Source organism: Roseivirga ehrenbergii (genome assembly GCF_001593005.1).
Lineage (GTDB): Bacteria > Bacteroidota > Bacteroidia > Cytophagales > Cyclobacteriaceae > Roseivirga > Roseivirga ehrenbergii.
Window position 1 is genome coordinate 47,219 of the sequence record NZ_LQZQ01000023.1, and the last position, 25,998, is coordinate 73,216.

Consider the following 25,998-nt stretch of genomic DNA (forward strand, 5'->3'; position numbering starts at 1 on the left):
TAAGAATGGAAGAAGTAAAGTCGGAAGTAGCCCTTGCAAATAAATTTTTTGAGGATTTCAACATTCTTAAAAAGGAAATTTCAAAAGTAATCATTGGTCAAGATGAAGTAGTTAACCTACTTTTGACTTCGATTTTTTGTCAGGGCCACAGCCTTTTGGTAGGTGTTCCTGGCTTGGCTAAAACTTTACTAATTAGCACAATTTCTTCCGCTTTAGACCTAAAATTCAACCGAATTCAGTTTACTCCAGACTTAATGCCTTCAGATATTTTGGGGGCTGAAACTTTAGATAAAGACAGAAACTTCAAATTTATTCAAGGCCCCATCTTCGCTAACATTATTTTGGCAGATGAAATTAACAGAACCCCTCCTAAAACACAGGCGGCTTTATTAGAGGCCATGCAAGAATATGCGGTTACAGTCGCAGGACAAACGTTCCCATTACAAAAGCCTTTTTTCGTTCTGGCTACTCAAAACCCAATTGAGCAAGAAGGAACCTATCCCCTACCAGAAGCGCAGCTAGATCGTTTCTTGTTCAACATTCAATTGTCATACCCATCATTTGCATCAGAAGTAGACATTGTAAAAGGAACAACTACCGATGAGCAAAAAATAGTGAATAAAGTACTGGGTGCCGAAGAGGTACTGGCTTACCAACATTTGGTACGTAGAGTGCCTGTTGCCGATAACGTAATTGAATACGCAGTAAATCTCGTTCACAAAACCAGATTTGATTCAGAAAGAGCTCCTGCCATTACCAAAGAGTATGTAGAATGGGGTGCAGGGCCAAGAGCTTCGCAAAACCTAATTATTGCTGCCAAATGCAATGCCTTGCTGAATAATAAATATTCGCCCGACATTGAAGATGTAAAGGCTGTTTCAAAACCAATTCTGCGTCATAGAATCGTAAGAAACTTTAAAGCAGAAGCCGAAGGTATTACTATCGACAAATTGATTGAAGAGTTACTCTAAGCCGAGTAATCATAAAATCCTTTTCCAGACTTGCGGCCATGATGGCCAGCATCAACCTTTTGTTCTTGAATACGAGAAGGCCTGAATTTTGGATCTTGATGAAATGCGTTGAACATTGAGGTGGTTACTGAAAAATTAGTATCCACACCAATCAGATCCATCAGCCTAAAAGGGCCCATTTTAAAACCCGAAGCCTCTACCAATCGATCGATTCCTTTTACATCTGAAACTCCTTCCTCTAGTACTTTTAGTCCTTCAACATAGAAGTTACGCGCTACTCGGTTAACAATAAAGCCAGGGGCATCTTTAGCCATAACAGGCACTTTACCTAATACTTTAGCCAATTCATAAACTACTTTTGAAGTATCGTCTGAAGTAGCTACCCCAGAAATTACCTCAACCAGTTTCATGATATGGGCAGGATTAAAAAAGTGCATTCCTACAAAACGCTCTGGGTGCCTCAAGTCTCTTGCGATTCTTGTAATAGGAATGGAAGAAGTGTTTGAAGCTAAAATGGTTTTTTCAGAGTTCTGATTTTCTAATTTTTCAAACAGCTCTTTTTTCACGTCAAGCCTTTCTACTATGGCTTCAATAATAATGTCGGCCTTTAGTAATTCAAAATCGGTACTGAAAGCAATGCTAGAAAGTGCTTGATCTTTTTCTTCAGCAGTAACTTTACCTCGCTCAATTCCCTTATCTAGATTTTTGCCAATATTCTTTTTAGCAGTGTCTAAAGCCGAAGACTGAAGGTCGTACAGTATAACTTTATAACCCGCCAAGGCAGAAATCTGAGCAATTCCCTGCCCCATAGTTCCAGCCCCAACTACACCTATTTTCTTAATGTCCTCTAATTGCATCATAATGAATTGAACTGCTTTAAAAAGCGAATGTCATTTTCCGTAAACAATCGTAAGTCTTTAATACCATAACGGAGCATAGTAATACGCTCTATTCCCATTCCAAAGGCAAATCCAGAATACACGGAAGAATCAATTCCGCAGTTTTCTAGCACATTTGGGTCTACCATTCCGGCACCACCAATTTCTACCCAACCACTGTATTTACAAATATTGCATCCTTCGCCATGACATATCTGACAAGAGATATCAATCTCTGCACTTGGTTCTGTAAAAGGGAAATATGAAGGCCTGAATCGCACTTGAGTATCTTTGGTATACATTTCCTTAGCGAAATGGTAAAGCGTTTGTTTCAAATCGGCAAAAGAAACACCTTTATCTATATATAAACCTTCCATTTGGTGAAATACACAATGCGCTCTGGCAGAAATCGCCTCATTTCTAAAAACCCTTCCTGGAGAAAGCGTTCTGATAGGAGGCTTCTCATTTTCCATTACTCTAATCTGAACAGAAGAGGTATGTGTTCTTAAAGCGATGTCGGGGTTTTTCTCTAAAAAGAAAGTATCCTGCATTTCTCTAGCCGGGTGGTTTTCAGGGAAGTTCAGTGCAGTAAAATTGTGCCAATCATCTTCAATTTCAGGCCCAGAAGAAACATTAAAACCAATTCTTTCAAAAATTTCGATGAACCTTTGGCGCGTGGCGGTTAATGGATGAATTGTTCCAAACTGACTTTCAATTGGCGGTAAAGTAAGGTCTGGGTGATCTTCCGCCTTCTTCGACCCAGATTTTAAACTATCAATATGAAACTGAAAGCGTTCCTCAGCAAGGTTCTTCAAAGCATTGACATCTTGGCCATATGCCTTTCTTTCTTCAGCCGGAACGGACTTCATATTACCGAAAAGCTCTCCAATGATACTTTTTCGGCTAATGAACCTCATTCTATAAGCTTCTAGTTCCGCTTCAGAACTTACCACAAAAGCTTCTACCTCTTTCTTAATTTCTTCGATCGAATTCGACATATTGCATTAGTATTTCGGTACAAAAATAGGGTTTGATATTAATTAATCCCTCTAAGCTTCTAAATTTGTGTTATGCAGAATATCCTAGTTACAGGTGGTGCTGGTTATATAGGTTCCCATACCGTGGTTGAACTCCACAATGCTGGATATAACCCAATAATCGTAGACAATCTGTCTAATTCTAGAAAGTCGGTTTTAACAGGGCTAAAGAATATCACTGGCAAAGATTTTACTTTTTATCAAATAGACTGTAATGATAGGAATGCATTTAGGCAAGTTTTTAAATCACACGATATTTCGGGCGTAATACATTTCGCTGCATATAAAGCAGTTGGTGAGTCAGTAGCTAAACCTTTAGAATATTACGAAAACAATGTGGGTTCATTAATGACCCTCATTCGATTAATGAAGGAAGAAGGTGTTGAAAAATTGATTTTCTCTTCATCCTGTACGGTTTATGGTCAGCCCGACCAACTGCCTGTAACTGAACAAAGCCCAAAGAAAACGGCAGAGTCACCATATGGCAATACTAAGCAGGTTTGTGAAGAGATTATTGAAGACACTTCTATTTCGGACAAGTCCTTTAGGGCCATTGCTTTGCGCTACTTTAATCCAGTAGGAGCACACCCTTCCTCGGAAATAGGAGAACTACCATTAGGAGTTCCTAATAACTTGGTTCCCTTTATTACTCAAACTGCGGCAGGCTGGAGAGAACAACTAACGGTTTTTGGAGATAACTACGATACCGAAGACGGCTCTTGTATTAGAGACTACATTCACGTAGTGGACTTAGCCAAAGCCCATGTTAAAAGCTTAGAATATTTAACCAAACACGCTAATTTGTCTTTCGACATTTTTAATATTGGAACTGGAAAAGGCAATACAGTTTTAGAAATTGTGAATACCTTCGAAGAAATATCTGGAGTGAAGCTGAACTATAGAATAGGCGAAAGAAGAAGTGGAGATATAGAAAAAATTTATGCGGATGTTACTAAGTCTTCTGAAACCTTAGGTTGGAAGACTGAGAAATCGTTAAAAGATTCTTTAAAAGATTCTTGGAACTGGCAAAAAACGCTAAAGAAAGATATTTAATGCTGATCGTTCAAAAAGTATCACTCATCTGTAAGATTGGTATGTTCGTCTAATTTCAATTAATACAACCCTTATTTATCAAACCTTTGTCAAAAAATAATTAAGTAATGAAAATAGCAGTAGTAGGAACCGGCTATGTAGGCCTAGTAACAGGAACATGTTTTGCCGAAGTAGGTATTGATGTAACCTGTATTGACATTGATCAGAAGAAAATTGATGGCCTTAAAGAAGGTATAATGCCCATATACGAACCTGGCTTGGAAACCATGGTTAAAAAGAACTATGAAAAAGGGCGTCTGCATTTTTCAACCAATTTGGCAGAAAGCATTCAAGATTGTGAAACAGCATTTATTGCAGTAGGTACCCCTCCTGGAGAAGACGGAAGTGCTGACTTAAAATACGTTCTAGCTGTAGCCAAGTCGATTGGCGAAAATATGAACAATTACATGGTAGTAGTAACCAAAAGTACGGTACCGGTAGGAACAGCGCAAAAAGTAAAGAAAGAAGTGGCAGCAGCCTTGAAAAAGAGAGGTGTAGACATTCCTTTTGATGTGGCTTCGAACCCTGAGTTCTTAAAAGAAGGAGCAGCCATTGCCGACTTCTTAAAGCCAGACCGAATCGTTGTGGGTGTAGAGTCTGAAAAAGCTGAAGAAATAATGAAAAAGCTTTATAAGCCTTTTCTACTTAATGGACACCCAACTATTTTCATGGATGTACCCTCTGCTGAGATGACTAAATATGCAGCAAACTCAATGCTTGCTACAAAGATTAGCTTTATGAACGACATCGCCAACCTTTGCGAAATCATGGGTGCCGATGTAAACATGGTGCGTAAAGGTATTGGCAGTGATAACAGAATAGGAAATAAATTTATTTACCCCGGTGTTGGCTATGGTGGCTCATGTTTTCCTAAAGATGTAAAAGCTTTGATTAAAACGGCTGAAGATAATGGATATACCATGTCTGTTTTGAAAGCTGTTGAAGAAGTAAACGAACGTCAGAAATCTGTAATGGTAACCAAGGTAAAATCTCATTTTGGAAGCGATCTTAAGGGTAAAACCTTTGCAGTTTGGGGACTTTCTTTCAAACCAAAAACAGACGATATGAGAGAAGCACCATCAATAGTAATTATCAATGCGCTATTAGAAATGGGAGCAAAAGTGAAAGCATACGACCCAATTGCAATGGAAGAAGCCAAGCACGACTTAAAAGACACCATTACTTATGCAAAAGATGAGTATGACACCCTTATTGATGCAGACGCGCTTCTTTTGGTAACGGAATGGCCAGAGTTCAGGGTGCCAAACTTTGAAGTAGTTGGCAAACTCATGAAGTCAAAGGTAATTTTTGATGGAAGAAATATTTACGACAAGCAAGAGGTTACAAACCTTGGTTTCGATTACTACGGTATAGGTATTTAATTATGAAAAGAGTTTTAATTACAGGCGCAGCAGGATTTTTAGGTTCTCATTTGTGTGATCGCTTTATAAAAGAAGGATACCACGTTATTGGCATGGATAACCTGATAACGGGTCACTTATCCAATATTGAGCACCTAATGCCCTTAGAACAGTTTGAATTTCATCATCATGATGTCTCCAAGTTTGTGCATGTAGCCGGAAAACTCGATTACATACTTCATTTTGCATCACCGGCAAGCCCTATTGATTACTTAAAGATCCCCATTCAAACACTTAAGGTGGGGTCTTTAGGCACTCATAACCTCTTAGGTTTGGCACTAAACAAGGGTGCTAGAATGCTTATTGCATCTACTTCTGAAGTATACGGAGACCCTATGGTTCACCCTCAAACCGAAGAATACTACGGCAACGTAAACCCTGTAGGGCCGAGAGGAGTTTATGATGAAGCAAAAAGGTTTCAAGAGGCCATGACCATGGCTTATCATACCTATCACAATTTAGAAACTAGAATAGTTAGAATTTTCAATACCTACGGACCGAGAATGAGACTCAATGATGGCCGCGTTTTACCTGCATTTATTGGCCAAGCATTACGAGGAGAGGATTTAACAGTTTTTGGAGACGGCTCACAAACAAGATCGTTCTGCTATGTCGATGACTTAGTAGAAGGTATTTATCGTCTTCTGTTATCAGATTATGCTCAACCAGTCAATATTGGTAATCCTGATGAAATTACTATTTCTCAATTTGCGGAAGAAATTATCAAACTAACGGGTACTCAGCAGAAAGTCATTTACAAGCCATTGCCAAAAGATGACCCTATGCAAAGACAACCCAACATTGATAAAGCCAAGGAAATACTTGGCTGGGAACCAAAAGTATCGCGTGCCGAAGGTTTAAAAATAACCTACGGTTACTTCAAGTCGCTGCCAGAAGAAAAGCTGTTCGACAAGGATCATAAAAATTTCGAACATTATATTAAATAAGGTTACAACTTAAGCGAATAGATTAGTGTCTCAATTATATGCTATTGAGAAAACTACCAATTCTATTGTCTTTATTTTTAGGCCAAGAATTATTCGGATTCCAAATTCCAAGTGATTCAATTCAAAAAACACACACGCTCAAATTAAACCAAGGTTTGATTACGACTTCCTCCAGGGAGTTACCTTTTTGGATGGAAGGCAATAATAGTAACCGTTTTAAAAAAAGAGATGCAAACTTTATATATGGTGGGCTTCTATTAAATAAAGATGCCAATAAAAGGGGAGCCCTAGATTATTTCTATGGAATCGAGTGGCTAGGCACCTTATCGGGTAAATCCAACGGAAGTTTTATTCAAAATTATATTGGAGTTAGTTATTCTCGCCTTCTTTTTACCTTAGGGCAAAAAGAAGAGTTTATAGGTTACAATTCCACCCTAGGGTTTGGGAACCTTGTGAATGGGAATAATGCTCGTCCAATTCCAAAGTTCTCTATTCAAACTCAAGATTGGTTTCCTTTAATTAAATCATTTGTTAGCATAAAGGGCTACATAGCCCACGGCTGGTTGGAGGCCAATAGATTTCAAAGAAATTCTTTTCTTCATCAGAAATACCTTCATTTTAAGTTCCATCCTAAAAATGTTCCTGTTCAATTCAATTTTGGAATAACACATAATGCCCAATGGGGAGGCAGAAACGGTAGTTTTAAACAACCAACAGAAATTAAGGATTTCATGCGTATCATGATAGCCAGTAAAGGAGGGGAAGGGGCTTTGGAAACAGATAAACTCAATGCTCTTGGAAATCACCTAGGAACCTGGGATTTACAAATAAAAGCAGGCATAAGCGACAATTGGAGTGTAACTAATTACATTCAATGGTTATGGGAAGATGGCTCTGGATTAAAACCAAAAAACTGGAACGCTGGGGTATATGGTTTTTCGTTAAACCAGATTAACAAATCGGGTATTGTCAATCAACTAGGGGTTGAAATAGTGAATACCACAAATCAAGGTGGCTCTCTTGACGGTATTGGTTCTGGGCCAGACAACTTCCTTAATAATGGTGTTTACCGTAGTGGATGGACCTATCACAATCAAGTTATTGGAAGCCCAATTTTTCTAATTCTCAATCCAGAAAACACCCAAGGCAATACAATTAATAATGTAATCACTGGCCTCAGCTTATATTCGCAGGGTCGTATTCAGAACTTACAATATACATTGTCCTTTAGGCAGTTCGTGAACACGGGAACAAAGTTCGAGCCTCTTCCGGCACCGACAGAGCACAACTCTATCGCGCTAAACACTGGTATTAATATTAAGAATAATAAACTCTTAGTCGGCTCCGAATATAACTGGGGTAACTACTCTTCCAAGAATTGGGGCTTCAAGGTTGAGTTTCAGAAAGAGATTGTTTTAAAGAGGTAAGCCTAATAAGCTAGCTTTTGACCTTTCATTAAGGCGTATACGGTAAGAAATATAATCTTAACATCTAAAACAAAAGACCAGTTCTGCAGGTAAAAACGATCTAATCGGACACGAGAACTCATTTGATAATAGTCGGTAATTTCACCTCTATAACCCATCGCCTGAGCAAGCCCTGTCACCCCTGGTTTATAAGCATGACGTTTGGCATATTTTTCAACCTTACTTTCATAGGTTTTATTGAGGGAAAGAGGATGAGGTCTTGGCCCTACAATAGACATATTACCAATTAGTACATTAAAAAACTGAGGAAATTCGTCTAAACTCGTTCTTCTAAGAAATGCCCCAAACTTGGTCACTCTTGGGTCATTTTTACTTGCCCAAGTAAAATCCGCCTCACTATTTTCAACCATTGTTCTAAACTTGTAACAATAAAAAGGAGTATTTCCTTTCCCGTGTCTTAGCTGCTTAAATAATATTGGTCCTTTTGACTCTAGTTTTATAATTAAGCCAAATAAAGGGTACATCCAGCTAAGTAAAAATACAACCACGATAGCGGCAAAAACCAAATCGAAGGCCCTCTTCACAAAAGTATTCACCTTAGCGTCTAGTGGTAGATTGTTTACATCTATTACAGGGATTGCATCATACCTACGTAACACAAAATTCTTAATCGCCTCGGTCTTAAACTCAGGTAAAAGCTTTACCCGCTTTAAGCTATTCTCCCCTATTTCGATGGCTCTTTCTAGTACATGCTTTGGGGCTCTCTCGCTAACATATATGTGATCGACCTTATCTAAATCGGCTTTTATAAAATCGCTGAAACTACCTAAATAAGGATGAGTTCCACTATTACTACCTTGATCACCATAAAAACCAAGACACCTAATCCCATAGTGACTTTTCTTTTTTAGGGTGTCAAATAATTTAGATCCCAAATCGTCATTACCGAGTATTATTGCATACCTAATATTACCACCAAACTCTCTATACTTGTCTAATACAAGATGTACCGAAACCCTATATATGGTTAACCAAAGGAATAGAAGTAGAACCAAAGTAGTTAAAAAATGCCGCTCTAGTGATTGAGCTTCTGAGAATACCCAGATAATAGAAATTACCGATATAAAAATAAAAACGCTAAAGAAGGCCTTCTTAAAAGTGTTATAATAGCTAACAGCCCTCCCAATTTTATAATCCCTATTGAGATAAGAAATAAGAGGCCAAACAGCCAAATAGATAGACAGAAGCAATAAATAGGGCTTCTCTAAAGCCATTCTACCTTCTGCAATGTAAATGGAAATAAAGAAGATGACTGTCAGAACAATCATCTCTCCTATAACGAATAAATAAGGAAAGTATTTATTAAACCTTTTTCCCACTTCCTGAATCTTGAAAATTTTAATTAAACCATAAAAACTATGCCGAGACAAAGATATTAAAACAAGTCAAATCTTTTGCCAGAACTTTCTCGAATTAATAATTTGACAATCTATATAACAATGACAGTTCAAAACCAGAGGCATTATACAACTGGCCAAAATCGCTCGCAAGCCTAATATTTAATGATAATGGCTCTACATTAAACGCTTTGTTATAATTAACTTCAACTGAAGTATACCACTGTTTTCTTGCTGGTCGAAAAACGTACTCAAAATTAGGATCTCGATCAATCCCTCCCCAGTTAAACCTGCCCTCATATAATCCAGCATAAGTACCAAAGTTTTTTGAGTAAGTAAATAACCCTTTATAGGTAATTTTGGAGTTAAAATTACCCTCAAGCCCAAGATGAAATGCCGTTAATCTATTATTCGCAATGGCCACACCATAATCAGGGTATGGAGCCAGAAAATTAAGTGTATGCTGATAAGTCAAAATCAATGGGTTTCCGATCACCTGATCATAGTAAGTCCAACCTGAACGATAGAGATAGTTATTATAGATATCATCTCTTTCGCCAAACTCGTTGCCCCTATTGTCTTCTTCTGTCTGAATATCATCCGTAGGGTCTGGCAAGCCACGTCCGCTTTGCCATTTTGTTCTTACAACCTCCACATAAAATTTATTCACCAAGTATTCATCATTCGGCAAATCCCACTCCAACCCAATTAAAAAATCTTTTAAACTTATAAACTGAATGCTGCCAGCGTCTTCGAAGGGTTTTTGATAATTTAAACTTAAGGTATGTGTGCCTAACCTTTTTCTGAAGGTAAATTCTGTTAAACCAAGGTGATTACCAATAGCATTCCCCTCACCGGCACTACTGCCATCGGGGTTATGAATACCTCTACCCATAAACACCCGAAAATAGTCATTCAAACTACTCGGCTGTTTATCTCCTTGAGGTGAAATGCCACCATATTGAGCAAAATGAACAATACCCGATGAAATTTGTAGACCAATCAAATCGTCTAAATCCGCCATCCCATAAAAGGTCTTTCCATGTAGCAATGCCTTTGAAATGTATCGATCTTCTTCCATCCAACTCTGCCTCAAAGAGCCTCTAAACTTCAAGTAACCATGGGTAAAAGGAACAGACTTATATTCATTCAGGCTAATTTCGAGCATAGGTAGAGGTAATGCGTTCTCGCTCATGGCTAAAGAGCCAGAAGAAAGCCCAGAGTCCAACCCACCATAAATTCTCTTGGCTCTTCCTGCAGTAAATTCCCAGTCCTTGAATTTGGCTCCAACATAAAACTCAGAGAATCTCTCGTTACGAAATCCCAAACCAGACAAAAATCTCCAGTTTTTGTTCAAAGACTTTTTATACTCAACCTCCCCTTTTAGAAAAACTGGTGCATCACCATCAACCTCTCCATATTGGTTATTGACAAGGTAGAATGGGGCAAAGCTCTTAGAAGAAAGAAGGGTACCCAATTGAAATGAGACACTCACTGAATCAGATTGAGAAACTAAGTTCTGACTAAATAGAACTATAAAAATGCATAACAAAAACAATCTATTCATCTTTAGTAAGTGTGAGTTTAGTAACCTTAGCTTTAAATTAATGGGCAAATTAATTAATAAGTCCTTTGTATTTAAAATTAGACACGTCCAAATAACCAATTAATGATTCAATTGTATCTCTATTTGCTTAGTTTTGAAAAATTTTCAACGACTACGAAGATGCATGAAAAACACACTTAATCTACTTTTCATTTTTAGTATTATCGCACTAACTAGCTGTACCAATGGCCAACCGGAAGAAACTCTAGTATATTCAAATGATTTTGAAGGCAGTAGTTTAATGCAAAAAGAATTTGGTTCTATCAACTATGCATATAATACCTCTGAAAAATGGTTTAAATTCGATGGTAATACAGTTCTAGGTCGCTTCGGTCTTGGCGGTATAATCATCGAGTTAAAGGATTTACCCACTCACGATTATTTTATTGTCGAGTATGATTTCTATGTCCATGACAACTGGGAGGGAAATGGCCAAAGAGGAAATGGAGAGGATGTTCTAATTTTCAACGTAGACAACACATCAATCTATTTTTCTTCCATTATAAATTCTAAATGTATTGATCAGAACTGTGATACAGTTCAGAGTTTTCCAGATGTAATCAAATCTAGAACCAACCCTGAAAATGCCAATGTCGCCAACCCAAACTTACCTGGTGTGTGCTATTGGAAAGGAGAAATAGGAGGAAGTAAAAAATTTCATATTAAAGAATTAATACCTCATTCTAGTGTTTCATCTAACATTACGATTGGAGCGGATATTAAAGATGCAGGCTCAGACCTATGTTTAAAAAGTTGGTCGGTAGATAACATAAAAGTAACTACTGTGAGAGTCATTGACTTGTAATTATAACCCCATCTTTCAATTGAAAACGTATATTATAGTTCCTATATTATTTCTTGCTTTTTGTATTCAACTTAAAGCCCAGTCATCTTTACCATTAAGTTTTGATGCAATCAATGAATATAACAGAAGAAATCAGTTACTTGGTCAGTTTGATAGTACCGTATCATTTTTAAAACTGCCATTATACTCTGAAAGTTTTTCAAAACCCTTGTTCGGCTTAAATGAAGAAACGAGACCTACTGGTTTTCAAAAAAACAAGTGGATGAATGTACAATTACTTCCTGTTTTATCTAAATCTGTCTATAACCAGAAACAACCCTATGGATGGAATAATGGAAGTATCCTTCCAGCAAGTGGCTATCAGCAAATGATTAGTGCTGGTTTTTCGGCCAAAGTAGGACCATTAAAAATTCAACTTTATCCTGAATATCTATACGCCCAGAATAAGGAGTATGACGGTTTTCCATTAGAAGCGTTCGACCTTATTTGGTATAATTATTACAGAAGCCAACTTAATTATATTGACACCCCAGAGAGGTTTGGTGAAAAAAGTATCAGCGAGGTTATGTGGGGGCAAAGCTCTATAAAATTAGAATTTGGACCTGTTGCTTTTGGCTTATCTAATGAAAACATTCAGTGGGGGCCCGGTAAAAGAAATTCATTGGTAATGTCTAACAATGCCCGCGGTTTCAAGCACCTCACTTTTAATTCAAGCAAGCCAGTTAAAACTCCCATCGGATCATTTGAGTGGCAGCTGATAGGCGCAAAACTTGAAAATTCTGGACACACTCCTCCAAGACCATTTTTTACATATAATGGTAGTTTCGTCAGGGACCCTAAAAATCCTGATTGGAGGTATATGTCAGGTCTAATGCTTGGTTATCAGCCAAAGTGGATTCCAGGTTTATCACTGGGGCTCACTAGAGTTGTTCAACAGTATAGTGAAACAGCAAAACAAAATAATGACTATTTAGCTGCACTAGGGTCTGTGTTCAGAAAAAATGATAAGATTGATGACATTGTTAGAGATCAGCTTGCCTCGGTATTTTTGAGATATTTTTGGACCTCAACTAAAAGTGAGTTTTATTTTGAATTTGCACGAAACGATGCTTCATGGAATTTTAGAGACTTCTTTTTAGAACCTGGCCATGCTGCCGGATTTATGTTCGGCTTTAATAAATTGTTCTCTTACAAGGGAAAATCTAATGAGTTCATTGAAGGAAACCTCGAATGGACAATTCTTCAACAAAGTGCAAATCGAATTATACGTAATGCAAGTACTTTTTATATCCATAGCAGGGTAAGACAGGGCTACACGAATTATGGTGAAGTAATGGGAGCCGGAATAGGCCCAAGTGGAAACTCTCAAACACTTAATGTGAATTGGGTACAGGGAATCAATAAACTAGGTCTCCAATTAGAACGATATGTTCATAACAATGACTTGTATATTGATTTATTTACAATAACTCAAGACCCAAGGCGACACTGGATCGACATCAGTGCTTTTGCTAAAGCAACTTGGCAGTTTGACGATCTTATTATCGATGGAAAACTAGGAGTTATAAAATCATTGAACTATCAATATCAAATACTGGATCAACTGAGGACACCTCAATTTTTCATTCCAGGAAAAGATGTGATTAACATTTCTGCTGGTTTGGATTTGATCTACATATTCTAATGTCAATCAAAAGTAATTACGGTTATAATCTGTTCAATTCATTATTGAACATTGCATTCCCCATATTCACATTCCCATACGCTGCAAGAATATTATCCCCTGACGGCATAGGCCAAACTCAATTTATATTTTCTTACGCTCAATATTTTGCCCTTTTGGCAGCTTTTGGTATACCCATTTATGGAGTTAAAGTAATAAGTGAAGCTAGGGATAATCAGGACAAACTGAATAAGGCTACTACGGAGTTATTACTGATTTCTACCGTGAATATGATAATTGTTCTTGTCATTTATATCTCTTCTATAATGATAATTGGTCAGTTTAGAGAAAATCAAGCTGATTATTTGCTTGCGGGTTTACTCATTGTTATGAGTGCCTTTAATGTGGATTGGTTCTTTAGTGGAAAAGAGCAATTTAAAATAATAGCAATTCGGTCTGGGTTAATTAAAACGGTTGCATTTATACTCTTATTCATAACGGTTAGAAATTCTGATGACATAACCGCATATCTCTTTTTCTTAGTATTCTTATACATTGGAAACTACGTGCTGAACTTCTTTTTCTTATTCCGTTATGTCAAGCTGGATTTTAGAGAAATAATACCTAAAAAACACCTTCGCCCCCTTGTATTAATTCTCAGTATGACCATAGCAACAACTATTTACACTACATTAGATAGTGTTTTACTTGGGTTCTTGAGTAACACAACAGAAGTGGGATATTATACTGCAGCAGTAAAGTTATCTAAAGTCTCCATTCCTATTTTAACCAGCCTTGGCATAGTTGCTCTACCAAAGATTACGGGCATGATTCAATCTAACAATCAGTTGGCACAACAGTCCTTATACGAAAAATCTTTTTCCTTTATCAGTTTTTTAGCCATTCCAATGTGTCTTGGTATTTACCTATTGAGGACAGAAACAATTCTTCTTTTTTCTGGTGAAGAATTCATGCCAGCAGCACCAGATGTAGCAGCGTTAGCGTTTCTTCCGTTGTTTATTGGTTTCGGCCATTTTGCGGCATTTCAGGTTTTACTCCCGCTTAACCAAAACAAAAGCCTCTTTATCTCTACTGTTGTGGGTATGTGTCTTTTCTTTGGTCTCTGTTTCCTTCTAGTACCTAAGAGCGGTAGTACTGGTGCTGCAATTTCCAATGCAGCAACAGAACTAATCGTTACAGTTTGTTATTTCATATTCATTCCAAGATATATTTTACTAAGCCTACCTTGGAAAAAATTGATAACCGCAGGCTTGGCGGTACTACCGTTCGTTCCCATTGTTCTTTTTTTACAGAGTCAGTTAAAGCACAGCTTGACAATTATTATTTTGGCAATTTCAATGTGCTCTCTGGTATATGTGTTAATACAGTATTACATATTTAAGGAGAAGCTTATCATTGACTCATTCACCTTCTTAAGAAATGGAAAAAAGAAATAGTGATATACGCGTAATCATGATTACCTATAACGGTTCAGAATTTATTCAGAACCAGCTTAATAGTATTGCTGATCAAAGAAATATTGAGTCAATTGAAATTTATGATGATTGTTCAAAACAACACTTTCAGCAAGAGTTGAAAGCTCTTGCTGAAAGTGTTCATGCACCAATCAATCTACACTTTAATGAAAAAAACATTGGAGTTGTTTCTAATGTAAAAAACGCGTTGAATGAAAACTTAGATGCGGACTTAATTGCCCTTAGTGATCAGGATGATATTTGGCACCCTGAAAAAATTCAAAGCTTTAAATCAGAATTGATTTCTTTAACTAGTTCCGCTGAAATTCCTATTTTAGTTTATAGCGACATGAGGGTTATTGATAAAGAAAACAATGTTATTAACCCTTCTTTCTGGTCACAATTCGGATATGAAAAGTTTGAACACACGCTTCATTCTTTGCTTTTTGGTAATTTCGTGACAGGTGCCGCTTCAGCGTTTAATCCTGCTCTAGCTAAATACTTAGCGAGCATGCCTCCAAATATCAAAAGTTACCATGACCACTGGTTAGCCATAGCAGCCTTTACTTTTGGTAAAACAAAGAGAATAGACAAATCCTACAATGATTACAGGATTCACGGAAACAATCAGGCATTCTATTCGACAAGGAAACGTAGCCTTATCGACAGACGGTTGCAAAATGTTAAAGACATTTTAAATCCCGAGCTTCATATGAAAAATCAATTTGAAATTGCAGAGGCCTTTTATGATATTCATAAGGACTTAATGGACTCGGACAAAAAAGATATCTTTGATCAATTTTTAAGGAGTCGAAGCTTAAATTACTTCAAGCAAAAGCTATATAGAAGAAGACTCTTTGAAGAACTCCGTATTAAGTAAGACATATATGGCTAGTCTAATCTCTGCTCTTTCCAAAATCAACTTTAAAACGTTACTAGTAAACTTCAAGTATCTTCCATTCAGAGATGCAATCAAATTGCCCATATTTATTAGCCAGAAAGTTTATTTGATGGATTTAAAAGGATCCATTACGATTAAGGGTGAAATTGCGTCTGGCATGATAAGGATTGGTTATGGTGAGATTGGTATATTTGATAGAAAAAATTCAAGAAGTATTTTAGAACTAAGGGGTAAACTAATTTTTGAAAATAGGGCTAAATTCGGTCAGGCTTGTAAAATTAGTGTGGGTGAAAGGGCCACACTAACTATTGGCGACAACCTTCTAGTAACTGCAGAGTCTTCCATAGCATGTCATAAAAAAATAACCATTGGCCACGACTGTTTAATCTCTTGGGAAGTACAAATTATGGATACAGACTTCCATAAAATAAAAGATAAAACAGGGCGTATCACCAACCCCGACAAAGAAATAAAAATTGGAGATAGGGTATGGATAGGTTCGCGCTGCACGATACTCAAAGGAAGTGAAATCCTTGAAGGCTGCGTAATAGCTACAAACTCCATTATTAACAAGGCACTTGCAACACCTAACTCAATTATTGGTGGAAATCCAGCAAAAGAAATAGCTTCAGATATTGAATGGGAAGCCTGATATTTGAAATATCAATTAAATAAATCATGACTGAAATTAATAAAGACAACGGACTACCTTTTATTTCTTCCTTTCGAGTAAATACCGATTTGGTTTGGCAAATGTCTAGATCCGAGAAATATGCGTTAATTGGATTACTTGAACACTTAAAACCCAATTGTTCTGTAGAAATAGGCACTTATCAGGGAGGTAGTTTACAAGTAATTAGTGAATTCTCTGAGAAAGTTTACTCTATAGACATTAGTCCAGAACCCAAGAGAACGCTTCAGCCTTTGTTTGATAACGTAGAATTCATTGTTGATCAGTCTGTGAATGTACTTCATGATCTATTTAAAAATATTGAGGAAGCTGGTGAAAAACTAAATTTTGTTTTGGTGGATGGAGACCACTCAAGAAAAGGAGTGCATGATGATTTAAAGATGATTCTCGATTACCCTCATAAGAATGACTTAGTCATACTTATGCATGACAGTTATAACCCGCAGTGCCGTAAGGGAATGAAGGACATTGACTATTCTAGCTATGACAATATTGAATATGTAGAATTGGATTATATAACAGGCTCATTCTGGCATAATGGGAATAATAGAGAAATGTGGGGAGGGTTAGCTTTAATAAAAGTAAGTGGAAATCAGAATACCCCAACTGAAGTAAACGAATCAGCACGTAATTCTTTTAAAGTGGCACAACTACATTCTATTCACATCATAAAAGATAAGCTTAGATTCTTATCGCCTATTAAAAAACGTATTTACAAGAAATTGAAAATGAGGCACAAGGCGGACAAATACTTTGATTTCGAAAAGTAGAATTTAACCAGCCTTCTTAGTTAAATCTTCAAATACTCTTATGTAATTATCCGTGATTGAATCCCAGTTATACTTTTCTGTGATCCCTTCTCTAGAAGTAGACTTCATTTTTTGAACCCGTTCAAATTCAGCATCTATTTTATCTACCAATTGTTGAACACTAGTCTCATTCTTTTCAAAGTACAGACCATACTTTTCATTCTGAAGTACTTCTCTATTGAAAGGGGTATTTAATGCTATTATGGCTGAACCAAAGCTCAGAGCCTCTAGCATTGTTGGATTTGTTCCACCAAACTCATGACCATGCATGTAAACATATGCATTATGAAAAAGCTCAGCAACGGCATCACGATTCCTAACCAAACCGGTAAAAATAAGTCGGTCGTCAATTTGACTAAGGGCTTTCAACTTTGATGAGTATTCATCTTGATAGGGCACGTCTCCTACTATAACAAGCTTTCTTTTTGAATTACTCTTTCGAAATCCCTCAATCATTACTCCCCAGTTATTATCTGGAATAAACCTCCCAACAATTAAATAATAACCACCAGGTTCGAGTCCCCACTCTTCAATTAATTCTGGCGATTTAGAATATTTTATATTTCCGCCATAGGCGATTACTTCAGAATCACGATTGAACAGTTCAAGGTATATCCTACGCATTTCATCGGCATCGTTAATAATCACATCATACCACTTTGTTGCTTGCCTCGAAGCCCATTTAAAATAGCTCGCTCCTAGACCTTTCCATTTTGGCCTCAGCCATTCTAAACCATCCACATTTATAGCAGTGGGCTTTCTAAACAGACGGGTAATTAAGCCAAATGGACCATTTGCTGAGTTCACAACAAAAACCACATCTGTTTTACTCAAACAGGCGTGGGTCATAGAGAAAAAAGAATGAATTAACTGACTCAATGACTTGGTTTCTATTGTTGGTATGTACACCAACTTGACACCATTCACTTCCTTAGGCCTATCTTTAAAAAGGTTACGATGACAATAAACAGTTACTTCTACATTTTTTTTTACCAGTCTTTCGACAAGCTCTTTAATAAATGTTTCGTACCCACTGTAAACATATGGATAACCTCTGGTGCCTATAATTGATACTCTCAATTTAAATACTGTTTAAATAGCTTCTGAATATTATGAGTGTATGATTGAACAGAGAAATCCTTATTAACTCGATCGAAGGCTCCCTTACTCATTTCCTCTCTTAATTCAGGGGATTTAATATACTCTCTTAGGTACATCAAAAACTCATCAGAATCATTTGGAGTAGATACTATAAACCCCGACCTCTTGTGCTCTATCATCTCCGTACTTCCACCATGGCCATTAACAATTATTGCTTTTTTAGTCGCCATAGCCTCCAATACAGTTGTTGGCAAGGGATCTGGTTGTGTACTTGGCAATATGAATACATCAAATGATGCAAGATAGTCTTTAACGTTATCTGAAAATTCATGTATAAAGAATCTATCAACAGGTAAGGATACAGCTTCCTTTCTAAATGAATCCATTAAGTTCTCCATACCTTGGAATGGACTTCCTAAAGCAATAAAATAAACATTATCGAATTCCAAAAATGTCTTTCTTGCTATATTCAAAAACAAATCTTGACCCTTCCAATGACTTACTCTTGCAATCATACCGACTAGAATGTCATTCTCATTTAGCCCTAATTCCTCTCTTAGCTGTCTTCCATCTCCGCCAAGATATCCATCAATTTCTAACCCATTGTTAATTACTACAGCCTTATTTATTATTGATGGTTGATCAAGAAAAATATGATCCAATGTGCTCCTGCTGACAGCCACAATCTTATCACTCATATTTGCTAGACAATAGTGAATCGACTTCCTTAAAAAAACTGGACTGGTAAGAATTTCTCTAACATGCCAAATGTGCGAAACCCCTAACAACTTAGACACTACCCCACCAATCAATATAGTGCTAGTGTTACTATGGATTAACCGAATTTTGTTTCTCCGTACAATGCCTAATACTCTAAAAAAAGCATAACTAAAGGACCAAATAAAAGCAAAGACACCAATCAGATTAAAATACTTTCTTCTTAACACCCCGAGGCTAAAAACATAAACTATAACACCCTTTTTACGAAGTAATCCGACCAAAGGCCCCTGATACGGAAGGCAAACAAATACACTATGTCCTAATTCTAAAACAGCGTCAATCGTTCTTATCAAACTGCGATCAGAACCATACAAATCGCTACTTGAGTGCAAAAATAAAACTGTGGCCATGAATTATTTTCTTTGTTTAATTAATCTAGCAGGATTACCAGCTACGATTGAAAATGGTAAAACGTCATTGGTTACTACACTCCCTGCAGCAACTATAGATCCTTGACCAATAGTTACTCCGGCAAGAATAATACTATTAGCAGCAATCCAACAATCATCCTCAATTCTTACAAAATGCCTAGTCACACCTTGCTTTTTCATAGGCTGTTGTGTTGATGAAAAATTATGATTTTCAGCATATATGCTGACCCGAGGAGATATCATAACATTCTTGCCTATTTCTATAAATCCAGAGCATCCAATATAAGAGTATGGGCCAATATTAGAATCATCTCCAATAACAAGTCCCACGCCCGGCTCACCACCATATTCATTTGTTGCTCTAATTAATGCGAACTTTCCGATCGTCACATTATTACCAAACTTTAGGCCTCGTAAAGACTTACCGTTTACTTCACAACCATCCTCAGCAACAAAATTTCGTCCAGCGGATATGTATGATCTATTTATTATTCTTGTATGTCTACCAATAAAAGAAAGGCCTCTCCTCTCTCGGAAAAAAAGAGAAACCACCCTACCTCTGAGACACCTAACAAACAGACGAACTAGGGACCAAATGGTATCCTTAATTCCCCAATTTTCCCCATATCTCCCAGAAGCATCCATCTTAACATATTTAAACAAATAGTTTAGCATTGATTCAAAGTGTCAAAATTGGGTAATATTACTTTTTTAGTTCTAAAGAAATTTCTTCAATTGCATCCTCCAAGTCTTTGAAGAAATTGTCTCGCGTGAATTTTTTTAGCCTCATCCTACCATTATGGATTAGCAAGTTTCTCAAAGAAACATCCTGACAAAGTCTTTCCATCTTTAATTTTAGGTCTAATCTATCCGATGAGTTAAACACTAATACTGCATCTCCACCTATCTCTTTCAAAGCACCCTTATCAGAAACAAGCACAGGTAGGTCTGCAGAAAATGACTCGACAATCGGAATACCAAAACCCTCATCAACTGAAGGAAACACATAAATCAATGCATTCCGATATAGCGATGCAAGGGTACTATCATTTACAAACCCAGTGATAAAAACGCTTTCATATATACCAAACTCCAATATCAATCGCCTTATTTTTAAAATTACGTTTTGATTTAAGCTTTCAGCAGTTGCTCCAGCAAGCACTAATTTGATATTTTCGAATTTACTATCTGATTTAATAAGATCATTAAAAGAAGCTATAAGCAAAGGAAGGTTTTTTCGCGGATCAAAGGTGCCAACATGTAGAATGTATTCTTTGCGATTCAACTGCATTTCTAATAGTTCAACCTTATGCTCATTTTTCGGTAAAAGTTTAGGGCTCTGATATACTACTTTCAAGATGGTTTTAATCGGTAAGAAATTGCCTAAATCATTCTTTGTGTATTCTGAAGTGGTAATTGCTCCAGCCTTTCCTCTCAGTCCCAGTTTAATCATTTGAACAAAATACCTTCTCCATAATGGATTGTAATTATTAGGAAATTTCCAGAAAAAGGCATCGTGTAGAACTATAACTTTTTTTGTTCGGAAACAGAAGAAGGGAGCAACGTAATCTGGTACTAGTAAAAGGTCCACCTTATAGTAGAGACAAAGTACGGGCAACACAAATTGCTTTCTTAAAAAATATTCTAAATGATGGAGAACACTTTTTATCCTATCTGGTTTTTCATTTAAGTAGATAGACCTTGAGACCTTATTTTTAGATGGTGTTAATATATATTTGAATTTTTTCTCACCCTGTGATTCAATTTCACCTAAAATCTGATTTATATAAGTCCCTATTCCGCCAACAGCCGTATTTAGATACCCTACGTCAACTAATACTCGTTTCATTAATTTATATCAAGGGCTAACACCTTTAAGGGTGGAGTTTGCATACCAGTGGCTAAAGGTAAAAAGATTCCAGAGGGCTTGAAAGCTAGAGACTCCATCTTTTAAGTATTGATTCTTCAATTTTTCTATTTCTGTCAAATCGAAAATCTTAAATTCACTTAAGTGTTGATTACTTATCGCATCAAAAAAAACATCTCTGAGTTCCCCCTTTTCATGTATCCAATTATGGATTGGTATTTCAAAACCCATTTTTGGCCTATCCATCATATTCTTAGGGAGGTATTTATGAGTAATCTGTTTCAATAACACTTTGCTCTGCAGTTGCTGATTTATTTTTAAGTTAGATGGCACAGAGGCCATAAATTCAAATATTCTATGATCCAAAAAAGGTTCTCTCCCCTCTATGGAATTGAACATTGTAGCCCTATCAACCTTTTTTAAAATATCGCCTTCAAGATAGTTTATATAGTCAAAAGCTAACATTTGGTCTATAAGATCATCAATTTGAAATAAATTTGCTCTAATATCATCCTCGAAGAAGGACAGAGATGTTTCATTCACGAATTCAGGGTTGAAAAAGGGATGGACGAATTCTGTGGCTAGCTCATCACAAAACTGAGTTGCAGATTGACTCAATAAAGCTCTCTTAAGTTTCTCTATGCGAGAATGTCCGAGTTTTCTGCCCAATAGCATCGACCCTAAAGACTCTAAGTTTTTTGTTGAAACCCGAGATAAGTATTTTCTTCCCTGAATCGGAAACATCTTGAGCTTTTTGGAGAACTTCACTGAGCGGCCATATTTAATATATCCACCAAATATCTCATCTGCTCCATCCGCTGACAAAACAACTTTCACTTCATGTGAAGCGAGCCTGCTCACTAAAGTCGTAGGAATAGAAGAAATATCGCCTAAAGGTTCATCGTTAATATTTATCAATTCTAGTATTAGTGCCTTTGCATCGCTTGCCGTACACTTATATTGGGTATGTGGAATCTCTAAATATTCAGATACCCTTTTGGCAAACGGTCCCTCATCATAGGCCTTATCTTCAAATGAAATTGAAAACGATTTGAAGTCATGGCCTTGATGCTTAAGAAGTGCACAAAGTATACTGCTATCATATCCTCCACTCAGAAATACGCCTACGGGTACATCTGCTACCATTCGATAACTAAAAGCAGATTTTAAGATAGGTTCAAGCTCTTCTATATACTGGTTTGTTGAACTATAGATATTCTTTGGTTTCAGGAAGAACGATATTGGATCCCAATACTTAATTTGCTCAAACGTATTCGTGTTTAGGCAAAAGGAGATTAATGTTCCTGGCTCCATTTTGTTAATTTCCTTTACAAAACTTCTATTGCTATTTAAATATCCATAGCGCATGTGGAAAGGAATATTTGCTAGGTTAAGGCTAGCTTCGGTGCCTAATAGCTTCAAGATTGATTTCTGATCAGAACAAAATATCAATTTCCCCTCGGTATGATGATAATAAAGTGGCTTAACCCCAGATCTGTCTCGTACAAGAAATAACTTGTTATCCAAAGCATTCAGAATTGCTAAGGAAAACATTCCGATGAATTTTGAAATTGAGTGCACTCCCCACTCTTCAAAGGCATTTATTATTACTTCTGTATCGCTGTTGGTATTAAAAGAATGGCCAAGGTTGCGCAATTCTTCTCTTAGCTCACGGAAATTATAAATCTCACCATTAAAAACTATCGACCATTTTTTATCCTGACTCACAAATGGTTGCCTTGCGGCAACTGATAAATCAATAATAGATAATCTGCGATGCCCTAAATGTACCTTACAATTATTAAATGAGTAAGACTCTAAACCAAAATCATCTGGGCCTCTCCGCAACATTAAATCTCTTGCTACAACAACTTCCTCCACAGAAATTGTGTTTCTAAAATCAACTACTCCGATTATTCCACACATGGGGTAAAGATATATGAGTAGGCTGGTTGTTAATTACCTTTTTCAAAAAAGAAACAGGAATTCGTAACATTGGTCATAAATTCCGTTCTCAAATAACACTGATAACTCACTTTATAATAATTTTTCCGGTGACAGAGGAATGAGAGTTGCTCAGGTTAATGATATAAACTCCGGTGGGAAAACTCCCAAGATCAACACATTCTTTTTCCGAATTCAAATCCAAACTTAGAATGGTTTGTCCGCTAAGATTATTTATTTGCAGTTTATAATTTTTAGTGATTGGCTGACTAATACAGAATTGACCGTCAGAAGGGTTCGGGTAAACATTAAACAAACGACCCTCTTTCTCATCTTCCAAGCCCAGAACAATTGAATCCACATTTTCTTGGCTATCAATACTACCCAGCCTAAAAAAACCATCATGAAAATATGAACGTCCATCACTAAAATTGTAAACAGGGTTTCCTCCATAGTACTGAATCATAAATTTAGTAGAACTAAGGGGGATTACATGATGTCCCAATTCTGGCCCAACATTATTGTATAGGTATCGGTCAGAAACCGAAGTAGTGTTGTTTTCTTCAAGTTTTATTAACCTAGTATATCCAGGCCCTGTGTAACCAAAATTATAAATAATAACAAGGCTTTCTTCTGATAGAGCTGCTACATCTATATTTGTTATGGGCTGTCCAGAATTGTTAAAATCAGAAATAAATATTGGTGAAGAATAACTTATAGTTAAGCCCTCAACAATGCCAATCTTCATGAAAGACTGTTTATCCAAATAATAAACCACGGCAAAGCGATTAGAGTCAATGGAGTATACATTTTGACTCATCACATAACAATCTTCACCTTCTTCACAAATTTTAAACTCATCCCCGTAATAGGCATTCCCTTCACTTACCTCCGTAACAAAGCACCCAATTGATGAAGACCCAAATCCTGTACAACTCACCACCTTTCTATTGCCAAGTTGAATAGGTAAATACACTGAGAATGCAGGAGAGGAAAAATTTGTTAGCGAATGAATTTTACCATCAAGGGCCGTGCCCAATGCCAAATTTCCATCGTGATTAACTAAAACAGTATCTGACGAATATGGGCCTATGATATTAGTTCCGCAACCATTACAGGAGATTGGAAGTTCAGCTTGCTTCTCAATTAGGTTATCGTTGTTGATTTTAAAGAATGTACGCCCAACGGCAAATGTGGAATCCGTTAACGGTATAATAGACCCTGACCAGAAACCAGAAAGAGAATTTTCCTCTACATCGGCATCCAAGATAAAATTGTTGTCATCATCTATTAATACAACATAAGCTTTGAATTCTGGTTTATTTCGAATCTTTCTAAAAACAACTATCCTATTTTCACCTACTTTCTCTAGCTCAAAAAAATCATTTGATCCAGCATCAAACTTGAACTCATTACCAAGATATATTTGCTCTGAATTAGTTTGACCTTGAGCACAAAACGAAGAAAAAATCAAAAGGAGAAATATCAAAAACCTCTCCTTTTGAAACCAATTGATAATCATAATTTAAATGTAGTGGAATTAACTACTTTGTCAAAACCATATTTATACGTTCCTTAACTCTATTATAGATTATTTGCACTACATATATTCTGAATTTTATTATTACGAGGAGGATAATTCTGGCCGATTCTTAGCTCAGTAGGTATATCATTAGCTCCTAAATTAAAAATGGTAAGGTCAAAACAGAAAGAAGAAGTACTGGCTTATCAGGTTAGAGTCCATTATTCTTTAATAGCTTTCCCTCTCAACCACTTTCCAAACTTAACTTCAATAAGCCTGTAAGTGAAAAATGAATAAACAATGGTGATGATAATCGTTGATATAAAGCCAATCCATATCACAGACTCGCTCACTTCAAGTTTCAACACTTTCCAAAAAAGAAAGTATATGACCCAGAGCACTAAGAAATGATTCAAATAAATGGAGTAAGAAATTTTTCCCAAAAATTGAACTACTCTGATTCTTAAGAATTTGGAAATCAAACCATCTGATTTAGAGAAAATAAAAACCCCTAGGCCAAACCAAAAAGGGAAAACAAGAATTAATTCTTGTTTTATTTCTAAATCTACCAAATAGAAAAGCAGAGCAAGTATAGCCAAATAAGGTAACTCCCATCCATTAAATTGAGATGGAAATCTTTGATAGAGACTATTCACTATAACGCCAAGAGAAAAGCCCAAAATACCACGTAAAAACCCCAATGAGCCAGCAACTTGTAGATGCCCATATTGAAGGAAAAAAACAAAAGTTACAATGGTCGCTAAAGTGATAGCAATCATATGTCTCTTGATCAACAAAAGAACCATCAATCCAAAGTACACATAAGAAATCATTTCTGCCGAAATAGACCAACTTACTGGATTCATTCCTTCATTGCTACCAAGTATGGGGGTAGAGTTCATAAATGTAAGTGAGTCCAGCGTTTCAAATATCAAATTATTGACAGAGTATACCCCATCGTTAAACTCAAACCCTGTGAAAATCCCGTAAGCCTTTAAAGGAATATAAACCAAAACTGAGTAGAATAACAACGGATAAAGCCTTACAAACCTTTTTTTAATAAAAATCAAGAATAATTTTTTTGAAGAAAGTCTCCCAGAGTAATTAAAAGCGATGACAAACCCGCTTAACACAAAAAAGAAATCGACAAAGATGTAAGAGTGACGAAAGACAAAGTTTGCTGTGTATCCTAAAGGATCAAACTGAGGCCCAGTTGAGAAGTGATAACAAACGACCATTAAAGCAAAAATTCCTCTCAAGCCATCTAGTTCTTCTAGTCTCCCTTTTTCCATA

Annotated in this window: 22 protein-coding genes; 11 read left to right on the plus strand and 11 right to left on the minus strand. The window is 36.6% G+C overall.

Annotated elements, in window-relative coordinates:
- Window positions 1-5 precede the first annotated feature (5 nt).
- The gene (locus tag MB14_RS09325; protein WP_062591292.1) at window positions 6-971 is read left to right on the plus strand and encodes an AAA family ATPase; all 966 of its coding nucleotides are present in this window, start codon (window positions 6-8) and stop codon (window positions 969-971) included.
- Here MB14_RS09325 and MB14_RS09330 read toward each other — a convergent pair.
- The gene (locus tag MB14_RS09330; RefSeq protein WP_311316240.1) at window positions 968-1,831 is read right to left on the minus strand and encodes a 3-hydroxyacyl-CoA dehydrogenase NAD-binding domain-containing protein; all 864 of its coding nucleotides are present in this window, start codon (window positions 1,829-1,831) and stop codon (window positions 968-970) included. The two genes, MB14_RS09325 and MB14_RS09330, sit on opposite strands and share 4 nt — an antisense overlap.
- Complete coding sequence (pheS, locus tag MB14_RS09335) at window positions 1,828-2,847, minus strand: phenylalanine--tRNA ligase subunit alpha (protein ID WP_062591293.1); 1,020 nt, start codon at window positions 2,845-2,847, stop codon at window positions 1,828-1,830. Before pheS ends, MB14_RS09330 begins: the two co-directional genes overlap by 4 nt.
- Before the next feature lie 72 nt (window positions 2,848-2,919).
- On the opposite strand from pheS, the gene galE reads away from it, so the two are divergent.
- From galE to MB14_RS09355, 4 genes are all read left to right on the plus strand, one after another.
- Window positions 2,920-3,939 (plus strand): UDP-glucose 4-epimerase GalE, encoded by a 1,020-nt coding sequence (galE, locus tag MB14_RS09340; protein ID WP_062591294.1) that lies wholly within the window; start codon window positions 2,920-2,922, stop codon window positions 3,937-3,939.
- Window positions 3,940-4,046: 107 nt separating this feature from the next.
- A complete protein-coding gene (locus tag MB14_RS09345; RefSeq protein WP_062591295.1) occupies window positions 4,047-5,360 on the plus strand; it encodes a UDP-glucose dehydrogenase family protein in 1,314 nt (437 codons plus the stop codon).
- Window positions 5,361-5,362: 2 nt separating this feature from the next.
- Window positions 5,363-6,346 carry a UDP-glucuronic acid decarboxylase family protein gene (locus tag MB14_RS09350; RefSeq protein WP_062591296.1) on the plus strand — a complete coding sequence of 328 codons (984 nt, stop codon included), beginning with the start codon at window positions 5,363-5,365 and terminating at the stop codon, window positions 6,344-6,346.
- A gap of 44 nt (window positions 6,347-6,390) precedes the next feature.
- Window positions 6,391-7,773, plus strand: a complete 1,383-nt coding sequence (locus MB14_RS09355) for a capsule assembly Wzi family protein (RefSeq protein ID WP_157716564.1) — start codon at window positions 6,391-6,393, stop codon at window positions 7,771-7,773.
- Window positions 7,774-7,775: 2 nt separating this feature from the next.
- Here MB14_RS09355 and MB14_RS09360 read toward each other — a convergent pair whose 3' ends face one another.
- The gene (locus tag MB14_RS09360) at window positions 7,776-9,152 is read right to left on the minus strand and encodes an exopolysaccharide biosynthesis polyprenyl glycosylphosphotransferase (protein WP_132644135.1); all 1,377 of its coding nucleotides are present in this window, start codon (window positions 9,150-9,152) and stop codon (window positions 7,776-7,778) included.
- A gap of 94 nt (window positions 9,153-9,246) precedes the next feature.
- A complete protein-coding gene (locus tag MB14_RS09365; protein WP_157716565.1) occupies window positions 9,247-10,665 on the minus strand; it encodes a capsule assembly Wzi family protein in 1,419 nt (472 codons plus the stop codon).
- A 235-nt stretch (window positions 10,666-10,900) separates the two neighbouring features.
- On the opposite strand from MB14_RS09365, the gene MB14_RS09370 reads away from it, so the two are divergent.
- The 6 genes from MB14_RS09370 (at window position 10,901) to MB14_RS09395 (ending at window position 17,081) form a co-directional block, all read left to right on the plus strand.
- Window positions 10,901-11,581 (plus strand): hypothetical protein, encoded by a 681-nt coding sequence (locus MB14_RS09370; RefSeq protein WP_062591300.1) that lies wholly within the window; start codon window positions 10,901-10,903, stop codon window positions 11,579-11,581.
- A 262-nt stretch (window positions 11,582-11,843) separates the two neighbouring features.
- Window positions 11,844-13,265 (plus strand): capsule assembly Wzi family protein, encoded by a 1,422-nt coding sequence (locus MB14_RS09375; protein WP_132644134.1) that lies wholly within the window; start codon window positions 11,844-11,846, stop codon window positions 13,263-13,265.
- Window positions 13,265-14,701 (plus strand): flippase, encoded by a 1,437-nt coding sequence (locus tag MB14_RS09380; RefSeq protein WP_062591302.1) that lies wholly within the window; start codon window positions 13,265-13,267, stop codon window positions 14,699-14,701. Before MB14_RS09375 ends, MB14_RS09380 begins: the two co-directional genes overlap by 1 nt.
- Entirely contained in the window at window positions 14,685-15,599 is a 915-nt protein-coding gene (locus MB14_RS09385) for a glycosyltransferase (RefSeq protein WP_062591303.1), read from the plus strand. Before MB14_RS09380 ends, MB14_RS09385 begins: the two co-directional genes overlap by 17 nt.
- Window positions 15,577-16,272 carry an acyltransferase gene (locus MB14_RS09390; RefSeq protein ID WP_221405476.1) on the plus strand — a complete coding sequence of 232 codons (696 nt, stop codon included), beginning with the start codon at window positions 15,577-15,579 and terminating at the stop codon, window positions 16,270-16,272. Before MB14_RS09385 ends, MB14_RS09390 begins: the two co-directional genes overlap by 23 nt.
- Window positions 16,273-16,298: 26 nt before the next feature.
- Window positions 16,299-17,081 (plus strand): class I SAM-dependent methyltransferase, encoded by a 783-nt coding sequence (locus MB14_RS09395; protein ID WP_062591305.1) that lies wholly within the window; start codon window positions 16,299-16,301, stop codon window positions 17,079-17,081.
- Between the two features lie 3 nt (window positions 17,082-17,084).
- On the opposite strand, the gene MB14_RS09400 is transcribed toward MB14_RS09395, so the two are convergent.
- The 7 genes from MB14_RS09400 to MB14_RS09430 all read right to left on the minus strand — a co-directional run bounded on the left by MB14_RS09400 (window position 17,085) and on the right by MB14_RS09430 (window position 25,997).
- A complete protein-coding gene (locus tag MB14_RS09400; protein ID WP_062591306.1) occupies window positions 17,085-18,200 on the minus strand; it encodes a DUF1972 domain-containing protein in 1,116 nt (371 codons plus the stop codon).
- Complete coding sequence (locus MB14_RS19270; protein WP_084376032.1) at window positions 18,197-19,351, minus strand: glycosyltransferase family 4 protein; 1,155 nt, start codon at window positions 19,349-19,351, stop codon at window positions 18,197-18,199. The genes MB14_RS09400 and MB14_RS19270 overlap by 4 nt, the downstream gene beginning before the upstream one ends.
- A 3-nt stretch (window positions 19,352-19,354) precedes the next feature.
- Window positions 19,355-20,017: an acyltransferase gene (locus MB14_RS09410; RefSeq protein WP_281275551.1), complete on the minus strand. Its 663-nt coding sequence runs from the start codon at window positions 20,015-20,017 to the stop codon at window positions 19,355-19,357.
- Between the two features lie 58 nt (window positions 20,018-20,075).
- The gene (locus tag MB14_RS09415) at window positions 20,076-21,221 is read right to left on the minus strand and encodes a glycosyltransferase family 4 protein (protein WP_062591309.1); all 1,146 of its coding nucleotides are present in this window, start codon (window positions 21,219-21,221) and stop codon (window positions 20,076-20,078) included.
- Window positions 21,222-21,230: 9 nt separating this feature from the next.
- Window positions 21,231-23,165, minus strand: coding sequence for an asparagine synthase (glutamine-hydrolyzing) (asnB, locus tag MB14_RS09420; protein WP_062591310.1), 1,935 nt, complete (start codon window positions 23,163-23,165; stop codon window positions 21,231-21,233).
- A 106-nt stretch (window positions 23,166-23,271) separates the two neighbouring features.
- Window positions 23,272-24,705 (minus strand): T9SS type A sorting domain-containing protein, encoded by a 1,434-nt coding sequence (locus MB14_RS09425; RefSeq protein ID WP_062591311.1) that lies wholly within the window; start codon window positions 24,703-24,705, stop codon window positions 23,272-23,274.
- A gap of 221 nt (window positions 24,706-24,926) precedes the next feature.
- On the minus strand, window positions 24,927-25,997 hold the full coding sequence (locus tag MB14_RS09430; RefSeq protein WP_062591312.1) for an acyltransferase family protein: 1,071 nt from the start codon (window positions 25,995-25,997) through the stop codon (window positions 24,927-24,929).
- Window position 25,998 lies beyond the last annotated feature (1 nt).